The 12,212-nt window shown below is 54.9% G+C and carries 8 protein-coding genes; all 8 read left to right on the top strand.

The features are described from left to right. Positions 1-64: 64 nt before the first annotated feature. The 8 genes from rplU to AC5DDB_RS07660 all read left to right on the top strand — a co-directional run bounded on the left by rplU (position 65) and on the right by AC5DDB_RS07660 (position 12,180). The gene (gene rplU / locus AC5DDB_RS07695) at positions 65-436 is read left to right on the top strand and encodes a 50S ribosomal protein L21 (RefSeq protein ID WP_491739115.1); all 372 of its coding nucleotides are present in this window, start codon (positions 65-67) and stop codon (positions 434-436) included. Positions 437-516: 80 nt separating this feature from the next. Next, on the top strand, positions 517-1,758 hold the full coding sequence (locus AC5DDB_RS07690) for a cysteine desulfurase-like protein (protein ID WP_491739114.1): 1,242 nt from the start codon (positions 517-519) through the stop codon (positions 1,756-1,758). Positions 1,759-1,947: 189 nt separating this feature from the next. Continuing rightward, positions 1,948-4,626: a pyruvate dehydrogenase (acetyl-transferring), homodimeric type gene (gene aceE, locus AC5DDB_RS07685; protein ID WP_491739113.1), complete on the top strand. Its 2,679-nt coding sequence runs from the start codon at positions 1,948-1,950 to the stop codon at positions 4,624-4,626. An 87-nt stretch (positions 4,627-4,713) separates the two neighbouring features. Continuing rightward, entirely contained in the window at positions 4,714-6,084 is a 1,371-nt protein-coding gene (locus AC5DDB_RS07680; RefSeq protein WP_491739112.1) for a 2-oxo acid dehydrogenase subunit E2, read from the top strand. A 173-nt stretch (positions 6,085-6,257) separates the two neighbouring features. After that, positions 6,258-8,057 carry a dihydrolipoyl dehydrogenase gene (lpdA, locus tag AC5DDB_RS07675; protein WP_491739111.1) on the top strand — a complete coding sequence of 600 codons (1,800 nt, stop codon included), beginning with the start codon at positions 6,258-6,260 and terminating at the stop codon, positions 8,055-8,057. A 423-nt stretch (positions 8,058-8,480) separates the two neighbouring features. Beyond that, positions 8,481-9,830 carry a Na(+)-translocating NADH-quinone reductase subunit A gene (locus AC5DDB_RS07670; RefSeq protein WP_491739110.1) on the top strand — a complete coding sequence of 450 codons (1,350 nt, stop codon included), beginning with the start codon at positions 8,481-8,483 and terminating at the stop codon, positions 9,828-9,830. An 81-nt stretch (positions 9,831-9,911) separates the two neighbouring features. Further along, positions 9,912-11,381 (top strand): NADH:ubiquinone reductase (Na(+)-transporting) subunit B, encoded by a 1,470-nt coding sequence (locus AC5DDB_RS07665; protein WP_491739109.1) that lies wholly within the window; start codon positions 9,912-9,914, stop codon positions 11,379-11,381. After that, the gene (locus tag AC5DDB_RS07660; RefSeq protein ID WP_491739108.1) at positions 11,371-12,180 is read left to right on the top strand and encodes a Na(+)-translocating NADH-quinone reductase subunit C; all 810 of its coding nucleotides are present in this window, start codon (positions 11,371-11,373) and stop codon (positions 12,178-12,180) included. The genes AC5DDB_RS07665 and AC5DDB_RS07660 overlap by 11 nt, the downstream gene beginning before the upstream one ends. Positions 12,181-12,212: the final 32 nt, after the last annotated feature.

The raw sequence follows: 12,212 nt of genomic DNA, 5'->3' as shown, positions 1-12,212 counted from the left end.
ATGGTGCGAGGCGAACTATAACCGATGTCGTGTGTATGTCATGCGGCTCAACTGAGGAGTGATCATGTTTGCGATCTTCGCTGACGGTGGCCGTCAGTACAAAGTGAAACCGGGCGACCTGTTGTCTTTGGACTACCGAGCGGACGCCGAAGACGGCGGAACGCTTACGTTCGACCAGGTCTTGCTTGCCAATGGTGGCGGTGCGAGCCAAATTGGTGCCCCGCTGATCAGTGGTGCAACGGTGACGGCGGAAATTGCCGATCCGGAGCAAAAGGGCGAAAAGCTGGAAATTCAGCACTTTCGGCGTCGCAAGAATTCCCGGAAGCACAACGGGCACCGGCAAAAGTACACGATGGTGAAAATCACCGGAATCGATGTGCCTGGCCTGGAAATCGTTGAGAAAACCGAAGAAGAGCCGGCGACAGCGGAAAGCTAGTCGTTGCAAGAACTGCATGTTATTTCTTCAAGCCGCTGATTTCGTCAGCGGCTTGTTTTGTTGGTTGAGGAGGTGGCGTCGTGGGGTTGATATCGCTTGCGGAAATTCGGCAGCAGTTCCCGGCGCTCGCACGAGAGCTCAATGGTCAACCGGTGGCACATTTCGATGGGCCGGCCGGTTCGCAGGTTCCTTGGCGGGTTGCGGATGCGGTCTCGGGCTACCTGTTGAAGACCAACGCAAATCGAGGTGCCCTGTTTGCGACGAGTCGCGAAAGTGATGAGTTGCTCGAAGACGCCCATCATGTGCTGGCGGATTTTCTCGGTGCGACGGACCCGGGTGCAATTGTCTTTGGCGCAAATATGACGTCGCTCACTCTGCACTTGAGTCGAGCATTGTCACGGAGTTGGCAGGCGGGCGATGAAATATTGGTCACGCAGTTGGGTCATGATGCCAACGTGACTCCTTGGAAGTTAGCCGCTCGCGACGCGGGTGCGACGGTCAAGTCGGTCGGCATTCACCCCGAGGACTGCACGCTCGATATGGACGATTTCCGTCGAAAGCTTACAGAGAAGACGAGATTGGTGGCCGTTGGGTACGCATCAAATGCGGTTGGCACGATCAATCCGTTGCCGGAAATGATCGCTGCTGCTCACGCGGTTGGGGCGGAAGTGTTTGTGGATGCGGTTCACTTTGCCCCGCATGGGCCAATCGATGTCATAGCGTTGGATTGTGATTTTCTCGCGGTCTCCGCATACAAGTTTTTTGGCCCACATGTGGGTGTGCTGTATGGGAAACGCGAGCGGTTGGAAGACTTGCAGCCGTACAAGCTCCGCCCTGCTCCTGATTCGCTGCCGGGTCGGTGGATGACCGGCACGCAATCGCATGAGGGAATTGCTGGGGCTGTCGAGGCGGTTCGGTATTTGGAATCTTTCGGAAAACCATTCTGTCGTGATGGTACGCGACGCGAAACGTTGGTTGCCGGGATGGGAATGATTGCGGAGATCGAACGCAAGAACTGTGAATTCCTGCTCACCAATTTGGCAGAGTTGCCGCGGATTCGCATATGGGGAATCACTGATCCATCGCGAATGTCCGAACGCGTACCGACGATTTCGATCACGCATGAGTCGAAAACGCCTCAGGAACTCGCTACGAAACTTGGCGAACGCGGGTTGTTTTGTTGGGCTGGTAATCACTATGCGTTGCCGTTGACAGAAGCCCTCGGGCTAGAGCCACACGGTACATTGCGGATTGGCCTGTTACACTATAACTCTCACGAAGAAATTGAGCGGTTGCTTGCGACGTTGACGGAACTTGTCTAATTTCTCCCCACCGTTTGGTCCGAGAAAGAAAATCCGAACACGCGCTTTGCACGAGAGTCGCTGACCTCGCTATACTTCGTCATCATTCAAGGGTTGCAACCCGGGCGAGGTTCTGCCATTCTTGCGCACAGCTCGCGCTTCCTCCGGGACGGCACTCACTGACGACGACGGAATGGGAATCATTCAAATATGAGCGAAGAGACCGCGTCCTCCAACACGAGCATTCACTCGGAAGAACTGGGTGAATGGTTTGAATCCCTAGACGACATTCTGCATCGCTATGGTTCACAGGCGTTGCAAGAGTTGTTGGTGACGTTGCAGGAACGCGCGTACCGTCGTGGCGTGACGATGCCGTTCACTGCAAATACACCTTATATCAACACGATCCCGTTGGATAAGGAAACGCATTACCCCGGCGATATGGAGCTGGAACGACGCATCAAAAGTTTGGTGCGTTGGAATGCGATGGCCATGGTTGTGCGTGGCAATAAACGCAGTGACGGAATCGGTGGGCACATCTCAACGTTTGCGTCGTCGGCGACGTTGTACGAAGTGGGTTACAATCACTTCTTCCACGCCCGCACCGAAGATCACACCGGAGATATGGTCTACTTCCAAGGCCATGCCGCTCCCGGGATGTATGCCCGCGCGTTTCTCGAAGGGCGGTTGGACGAGAGCCATCTCGAAAACTTCCGCCGAGAAATTCCGCGTGGCCAAGGTCTTTCGAGTTATCCGCACCCCTGGTTGATGCCGGAGTTCTGGCAGTTCCCGACGGTGTCGATGGGTCTCGGTCCGATCACCGCGATTTATCACGCCCGCTTCCTGCGATACATGGAACATCGGGGCTTGCTCGATACGTCAAAAAGCAACGTCTGGGCCTATCTGGGTGATGGTGAATGTGATGAGCCGGAGACTCTCGGGGCGATTACACTCGCTTCGCGTGAACGGCTGGATAATTTGATCTTCGTAATTAACTGCAACTTGCAACGGCTCGACGGCCCGGTTCGTGGGAATGGCAAGATCATCCAGGAACTGGAAGCCGCATTCCGAGGTGCCGGTTGGAACTGCATCAAAGTGGTGTGGGGTCGGGATTGGGATGAACTCATTGCCGCTGATCACGAAGGCCATCTGATCAAGCGGATGGGCGAAGTTGTCGACGGGCAATTCCAGAAATACAGCGTCGAGTCCGGCGAGTATATCCGCAATCACTTCTTTAACACGCCGGAATTGAAACAGCTTGTCGCGCACCTGTCGGACGACCAACTTCAGAAGATGCGTCGCGGCGGGCACGACCCTGAAAAAGTGTTTGCCGCTTACCGGTCGGCGGTCAGTCACAAGGGGGCGCCCACGGTGATATTGGCGAAGACCATCAAAGGCTATGGTTTGGGCGAAGCCGGTGAAGGCCGCAACGTCGCTCACAATACCAAGAAGGTCAACGAGCAAGAACTGCTCGCCTTCCGTAGTCGGTTTTCGATTCCGCTGTCCGATGAAGAGGTTGTCAAAGCCCCGTTCTATCGGCCACCGGAAGATAGCCCCGAGATTCAGTATCTGCTCAAACATCGTGAAAAGTTGGGCGGGTTCGTTCCCAAGCGGGCGGCGACTGATGAGCGTCTCGAAATTCCGCCGTTGTCAAAGTGGAAGAAGCAGCTCGAAGGTACCGGCGATAACGCGGCGTCGACAACTGGAGCGTTCGGCGCGATTATTGCGGCGCTCGCTAAAGACAAGAAGATCGGCAACCGAGTGGTGCCCATCATTCCGGACGAAGCACGCACCTTCGGGATGGAATCCTTCTTCAGCATGTTCGGCATTTATTCGAGCAAAGGGCAACTCTACGAACCCGTCGATGCCGGCACCTTGATGTACTATAAAGAGGCTAAGGACGGACAGGTTCTCGAAGAGGGGATCAATGAGGCCGGAGCGATTTCGTCCTTCATCGCCGCCGGGACTGCGTATTCCAATCTTGGAATGCACATGATTCCGTTCTACATCTACTACTCGATGTTCGGTTTTCAGCGGGTCGGCGATTTGGTCTGGCTGGCTGGTGATAGTCGCGTCAAAGGGTTCCTCGTTGGCGGGACATCCGGACGGACGACGCTCAACGGTGAAGGGTTGCAGCACGAAGACGGTCACAGTCATCTTGTCGCGACAACCGTACCAAATTTGGTCGCCTATGACCCAGCTTATGCGTACGAATTGGCCGTCATTATTCGCGATGGTTTGAAGCGGATGTACGCGGATGGTGAGGAAATCTTCTACTACCTGAGCGTGTACAACGAAAGTTACGTTCAGCCCTCGATGCCCGAGGGCGTTGAGGAAGGCATCCTCAAAGGTATCTACAAACTGAAGAGCACCGAGGGCACGAACGGCAAAGAGCTTCGTCCGCAGCTCTTCGGGAGTGGCACAATTCTCCGCGAAGTATTACGCGGGCAAGAAATTCTCGCCGAGAAATACGGCATCGGTAGTGACGTGTGGAGTGTTACCAGTTACAGCGAACTGGCACGCGATGCCCGAGCGACTTCCCGTTGGAACCGGATGCACCCCGGTGAGGAAACGAAAAAGAGCTATCTCGAAGAACTGTTCGCTGAACACGAAGGTCCGTTCATCGCGTCGAGCGACAACGTTCGGCTTGTGCATGACCAGATTCGCGAGTGGATTCCCGGGACATACACAGCGTTGGGGACGGATGGGTTCGGCCGAAGTGATTCGCGTCCGAATCTGCGGCGACACTTCGAAGTCGACGGCGAATGCGTAGCTTACGCGACCTGCGAGGCACTTTCGCGTCATTGCAACTTCGATAAGAAGCGTCTGCCAGAAGTGATCAAAGAGTTGGAGATCGACCCAGACAAGATCGATCCGGCATTCGCCTAATCCAACACTTCAGAAAAATCTGAAACAAGCCAGCTAGTGAATGCTAACGGCTTGGGCCGTTTGATTGACTTTTTCAAGATATCATCAATGCCGACAGAATTTAAATTGCCGGAAATCTCCGAAGGTGTGGAAACCGTGGACATCGCGGACGTCCTGGTGTCCGAAGGCGACACCGTGAGTCCGGATCAGAATGTGGTCGAGGTCGAAACCGACAAGGCCGCGATGGAAGTTCCGGTGAAAATCGGCGGTCGTGTGACCAAAGTTCACGTGGCGGCTGGTGACACAGTTCCCGTCGGAACCGTGCTGCTGACCATTGAGGAGTCGAGCGACGCATCCAGTAACGATGCTCCGCAAGATGAAACGCCACCGAAGGAAACGTCGCAAGAAAAAGCCCCTCAAGCGGAAAGCACGCCCGCGAAAAACGATGCGGTTTCTTCACCGCCACCGCCTTCGCAGCCGCATCAGACAATGCCAAGTCCGGCAGTGGCCACAGTGAGTGAAACGGCATTGGCACGTCGGAACGATCAAGGTTCTGTGCCCCCGCCCGCCGCTCCTTCGACGCGTCGCTTGGCACGCGAGTTGAACGTCGATTTGGTGCAGGTCAAGGGCAGCGGTGCTGGCGGTCGAATTACCAAAGACGACGTGAAAGCGTTCGTTCGCGGTGGAAGTGGTTTGTCGACTGGCGTTCGTCAGCCTGCTGAAGCAATGGCTTCGATGAGCGGCGGAATGAGCGAGTTGCCGAATTTCGAGAAGTTCGGCCCGATCCGTCGTGAGGCGATGAACAAGATCGCCAAGATGTCGGCCGCTCATCTGAGTTACGCCTGGCAAACGATTCCGCATGTCACGCAGCACGACGAGCCAGATGTTACGGACATGGAAGCTGCACGAAAAGCTTACATGGCTGGGCCTGGTAAGAACGGCCCGAAGATCACCATGACGGCGATCGTCATGAAAGCCTGTGTAGCAGCACTCAAGGCGTATCCTAACTTCAACTGTAGTCTCGATCCGGTCTCGAATGAATTGATCCTTAAGGATTACTATCACTTGGGCTGTGCGGTCGATACGCCAGCCGGACTGGTCGTGCCGGTGATTCGCGACTGTGATAAGAAAACGATTCAAGATATCGCTGAGGAACTCACTGAGATTGCCGGTCGAGCCCGGGACCGCAAGCTCGGTCTGGAAGACATGCAAGGTGGAACCTTCACAATCACCAACCTGGGTGGGATCGGTGGCACGAGTTTTACGCCGATTGTGAATTATCCGGAAGTGGCTATTCTCGGGTTGTCCCGCGGTCAGAAACGGCTAGAACTGCGGGATGGCCAAGTTGTGGAGCGGATGCGTCTGCCAATGTCGCTGTCCTACGATCACCGGGTGATCAACGGCGCCGATGCGGCTCGCTTCATGGTCAAACTTTCGCACTCCTTGTCTGACTTCATGGCGCTGATGGTTCAGTGTTAGACCGGATTTCGGTCTTCTGTGTCCGAGACGGACGCGGAACATCCTTTGTAATTTGGCCTTCGCGAGACAGAAATCGCTACGATCCAAAGCGGTTGGCTTTAGTGTCCTGTGCCGATTGGCATTCGAATTCTCCAACTTTGACGATCACGGACTAACGGTACAACCAGAATCCCATGGCTCAAGAATTTCAACTCCCTGCTGTCTCGGAAGGCGTCGACTCGGTCGATGTGGCCGAAGTGTTGGTCTCCGAGGGTGACGTGATCGAGGCTGGTCAGAACGTCATTGAGATCGAGACTGACAAAGCCGCGATGGAGGTGCCCTGCCCATTCGGTGGGAAAGTCGTCACGATTCACGTGGGTCCCGGCGACACAGTCAATGTCGGTGCTGCGATTCTAACGGTGGAAACCAGCGATGCGTCCGCTGAGCAATCGAAACCATCCGAACCAAACAAACCGGCCGCTGACGAATCAAAACCTGCCCCAGAACAAGAGAAAACAACACCAGAAGAGAAAACAACACCAGAAGAGAAAACAACACCAGCGGCGAGTGAATCGACGGATCCAAACGCGGTCGATTTGGTGGTCATCGGAGGCGGCCCGGGTGGATATCCGGCGGCTTTCGAGGCAGCCGATCATGGCTTGAACGTGGTAATGATCGACGAGGATGTCAAACCTGGCGGTGTTTGTTTGCACCGCGGGTGTATTCCGTCGAAGGCCCTGTTGCATGTAGCGAAGCTGATTCAAGAAGCCAAAGATGCCAGTGAGCATGGCGTTACGTTCTCCGAACCGAAAATCGACCTCGACAAGCTGCGTGGATTCAAAGAATCCGTGGTTGGACAGCTCACCGGTGGCGTGCAACAACTTGCGAACGCTCGCAATGTAAAATCCATTCGCGGACGTGCCACGCTTTTGAGTTCCAATTCGCTCGAAGTCGAAAAGGAAGACGGCGGTCGCGAGACGTTGTCGTTCCGGAAAGCGATTGTGGCGACCGGTTCGAAACCGGCGATGCCACCAATCTTCGAAATCGGTGACGATCGCGTGATGGATTCGACCGGTGCGTTGAACTTGCCCGATGTCCCCGGCCGATTGCTGGTAGTTGGTGGTGGATATATCGGCTTGGAAATGGGGTCGGTCTATGCGGCGTTGGGATCGGAAGTGACCGTCGTCGAGATGCTCAGCGGACTGTTGCCGGGAGCCGATCGCGATTTGGTCAAACCGTTGCAGAAACGGCTCGAAAAGCAGTTTCATTCCATCCATCTCAATACGAAAGTCGCCAAACTCACAGCGACGGATGACGGAATCGTCGCCGATCTCGAAGGTGAAGGCGTCGAGAGCCCGCAAACGTTCGATCGCGTGTTGATTGCGATTGGTCGGCGTCCGAACACGAAGGGTGTGGGTCTGGAGAACACGCGGGTCGAGGTCGATGACAAGGGGTTCATCAAAGTCGACTCGAAGCAACAGACGACCGATCCCAACATTTTGGCGATTGGCGACGTGGCCGGTGAACCGATGTTGGCTCACAAGGCGACGCGTGAAGCCAAAGTTGCGGTCGAGGCGTTGCTGGATAAACCGGCGGAATTCGACAACGTGGCGATTCCGGCGGTCGTGTTTACCGATCCGGAATTGGCTTGGTGCGGATTGACGGAGAATGAAGCCAAAGAACAGGGCATCGATGTGCAGGTGGTCCGATTCCCATGGGCGGCTTCCGGACGTGCGCAAGCGATTGCTCGAACTGACGGGTTGACGAAGCTTCTCATCGAACCGGGCACAGAACGGATTCTCGGAGTTGGGATTGTCGGTGCTGGAGCCGGCGAGATGATTGCGGAGGGCGTTCTCGCAGTTGAGACTGCCGCCGTAGCTCGAGATTTGGCGGAATCGATCCATGCCCACCCCACACTGTCAGAAACATTGATGGAATCGGCCGAAAGTGCGTTTGGCCAAGCGACTCACATGATCCGCACCCGAAAAAAATGAGAGGATCTGACGGCTGAACCCGAAATGTTTCGGAGTTTATCGATGGGTTTTCGTTCTCGCGATCGGGAATCTGTTTTCTCGACAGGCGTTGCTTTGGAAAACCCGTCGCGAAACTCCGGAATCTCAGGGGGGCGAGCCTTCAAAATCCCGAAAGCATGTGTAAGATACCGAGGTGCTCAATACGCCGCCGAAATTCTCGGGTGGCAACGAACAAGATGTCTGGTCGGCTAGCGGTTTGCTGCTGGCAAGTAAAACCACGATTGTCTTGACCTGCCTCAACTCTGGGTGTTCTGACACGGATACTCCAGACGCCGATAAACTGGTTTTGACGTTGATGATTGGTCGTTCAGCATGATCGGCCAAGAAATCTGACCATCCAACCTTTTCGATTCAATGGCCGTTGCCAAGGGATCACCACCACCGATGATCAAGATCCGCAAAGGTTTCGATATCCCGTTAGCCGGCGAACCGGCTCAAACGATTGAAAACGGGCCACCGGTTTCCACCGTTGGTCTGTTGGGTGATGATTACATCGGGATGCGGCCAACAATTCTCGTTCAAGAAGGTGAGTCGGTCAAAAAAGGCCAGGCTCTCTTTGAGGACAAAAAGACGCCTGGTGTCCTCTACACCTCACCCGTTGCCGGTACCGTCAAGGAAGTCCGGCGCGGTGCGAAACGTAAGTTCGAAAGTTTTGTTGTCGAGGCAACTGGTGACGACGAAGTCGAGTTTGCTTCATACTACGATACCGATCTCGACGGCCTGAGTCGGGAAGCGGTTCGCGAGAACTTGGTGAACAGCGGGTTGTGGACAGCGTTTCGTACTCGCCCGTTTAGCAAAGTTCCGCAGTTGAATGCTGTTCCGCATTCGATTTTCGTGACTGCCATCGACACAAATCCTCTGGCTGTGCGGCCGGAAATTGTTGTCAAAGAGCATGAACTCGAATTCTCGTATGGTTTGCAAGTCATTCGACGGCTTACGGATGGCAAAGTCTATCTGTGCAAAGAGCCGGATTCGCAGTTGCCTTCAGTGAGTTTGTCGTCTGTCGAGTCCGTCGATTTTGCCGGTCCGCACCCCGCCGGGCTGCCCGGGACTCATATTCACTTCTTGGACCCGGTGAGTCTCTCGAAGTCGGTTTGGCATCTGAACTACCAGGATGTGATTGCAATCGGGATTCTGTTTACGACCGGGCGGTTGTCGACAGAGCGTGTGGTTTCCCTCGCGGGCCCGATGGTTGAACGTCCGCGGTTGATCCGCACGATACTTGGGGCTTCACTAGGTGAGTTGACCGCTGGTCAGCTGAAGGCTGGTGACGAAATTCGCGTGATTTCCGGGTCTGTGCTGGCGGGTCGGCAGTTCACGGCACCGCACGATTTCTTAGGGCGGTACCATTTGCAGGTCTGTGCTCTGAGTGAAGGCCGAGAGCGTGAGTTGCTCGGCTGGCAGAAACCTGGTTTTCAGACGATTTCGACAACCCGAGCTTTTGCGTCGGCGTATGTCGGGCGTGGTGAACGGTACGCGTTGACGACCTCGCAAGGTGGTAGTCCGCGGGCGATGGTGCCGATTGCGTCTTACGACCGTGTGATGCCTTTGGATATCGAGCCGGTTTACCTGCTGCGATCTTTGGTGATTGGTGATACGGAACAAGCCCAGGTACTCGGTTGCTTGGAATTGGATGAAGAAGACTTGGGACTTTGCACATTTGTGTGTCCCGGGAAGTACGATTACGGCCCGATCCTTCGGAGTAATCTGACGACCATCGAAAAAGAAGGCTGATGCAGTTGGTGGTCGTCTTGAAGTTCTGTGCGTTTTGAGGCGAATGATTTTCCGTTTCTTCCTCAGTGAGATGTCGAACACATGAAGCCTTTGCGAAACCTTCTGGATAAGCTGCATCCCAGCTTTGACAAAGGTGGCAAACTCGAGAAACTCTATCCCCTGTACGAGGCGCTCGACACGTTCTTGTACACACCGGGAACGGTCACAAAGACCGCCGCGCATGTTCGCGACGGGATCGACCTGAAACGGTATATGGTTCTCGTCGTCATCGCGTTAATTCCCTGTATCTTCATGGCCATGTGGAATACCGGGTATCAGGCGAATACCGTGATCCGGAATCGCCAGGTGGCCGAGGTGCTGCTCAATCGTGGCGTGCTGACGTCTGCCGAAGTCGGCGTGGTGATGCAAGCCTCGATCGGTCGGCCCATCGAAGAGAAACTCGTCGGTGTGGTCACCAAAGTGCGGACTGCGGCTGATGAGTCGATCGATACGGCTGATACGGAGAACAAGCTTCAGAAGCAACTCGACTCTGTGTTGGCGAGCGATAGCGTGAACGCGGTATCGCTGGACCAAATCAAATATACGCAAGGTCGTACGGTTTGGCCGGACTGGCAAACGGGCTTGATGCAAAGTCTCGGGTTGCCTTTCGATCCGGGTAACTTCTTGTCGAGCCTAATCTATGGGGCGTTGTACTTTCTGCCTGTTTACATCGTGTGTATGACGGTGGGTGGGATCTGGGAAGTTCTGTTCGCCATCGTTCGTGGACATGAAGTCAACGAAGGGTTTCTCGTTACGGGGATGCTATTCCCGTTGATCTTGCCGCCGACGATTCCGCTATGGCAAGTTGCGATCGGAATCAGCTTCGGCGTGGTGATCGGCAAAGAGATCTTCGGCGGAACGGGTCGGAACTTCTTGAACCCGGCTTTGACTGCTCGGGCCTTCTTGTACTTTGCTTACCCAGCGTACATCTCCGGCGAACGGATCTGGACCGCCGCCGCTGTCGATGGCTTTAGTGGTGCCACATCGCTGACCATCATGGGAACCGCCCCCGCCGCTGACGGAATGGGAGCGCTTTCAATCACCTGGTGGCAAGCATTCTTTGGTACGATCCAAGGTTCGATGGGTGAAACATCGGCTTTGGCTTGTTTGCTCGGGGCTGCTTTCCTGATCATGACCGGCGTTGGTTCCTGGAAGATCATGCTGGGAACGCTCATCGGTGCGGTGGGGCTGTCCTCGATTTTCTGGATTGCCGGCAGTGATAGCAATCTGATGTATGCGTTGCCGCCGTGGTGGCATTTGGTGATTGGCGGTTACGCGTTCGGTGCCGTCTTCATGGCGACCGACCCGGTGTCAGCGTCGATGACCGAAACCGGTAAGTGGTGGTATGGCATTTTGATTGGGGCGGTCACCATTCTCATCCGCGTTATCAATCCGGCGTTCCCGGAAGGTGTGATGCTGGCGATTCTGTTGGGCAACGTGTTTGCTCCCCTGATTGATTACTTCGTCCTTCAAGCTAACATCAAGCGGAGGTTGGCTCGCAATGCCGCGTGATTCGTTTGTCAATACGTTCAAAGTGGCTTTGCTGCTGTGCCTCGGGTGTTCGCTGTTGGTGTCGGCTGCCGCAATCGGTTTGCGCGACCAACAGAAGTTCAACAAACAACGCGAGCAGCAGAAGAATATCCTGATTGCCGCTGGAGCATTCGATCCTGAAACGAACTCCGTTTCAGAGGTGCCGAAACTTTTCGAAGAAAAGGTCGAGGTCAAAGTGATCGACCTCGATACCGGCAAAGTTGTTCCGCCGGAGGAGTACCCCAACACGATCCAAGTCGAAGATGTCGCGGAGTACGATCAACGCAGAGCCGGAAACGCAAATGCGTTGAGTGCCGAAATTCCCGGCGAAGAAGACGTTGCGAACATCAAGACTCGCGAGAAGTATTCCCAAGTCTATTTCGTGAAGAACGAAGAGGGAAAACAGTCGCGATTGGTGTTGCCGATTCGTGGCTACGGTCTGTGGTCGATCTTGCGAGGTTTCATCAGTATCGACTTGTCGACGCTGACCGAAGATCCATCGACTCTCGAAGTCGCTGGCCTGACGTACTACGAACAGGCTGAAACTCCGGGGCTGGGTGGCGAGGTGGATAACCCCTCATGGAAAGCCCTTTGGCCTGGAAAGCATATTTACGACAAAGACGGCAATGTCGAGCTTGATGTCGTCAAGCAGCCGAACAGCGATTACGAAGTTGATGCCCTAGCGGGTGCAACGATCACTTCGAATGGTGTCGCGAACATGATGTCTTACTGGTTCGGCGAAAAAGGGTTCGGACCGTATCTCAAGCAACAGATGAAATAATCAGCGGTTCCCTCGCGGGACTGGAGTGAAAC

The organism is Thalassoroseus sp., from assembly GCF_984380535.1.
The sequence above is the reverse complement of the archived record's forward strand: the minus strand, read 5'-3'. Positions and strand labels throughout refer to the sequence as shown.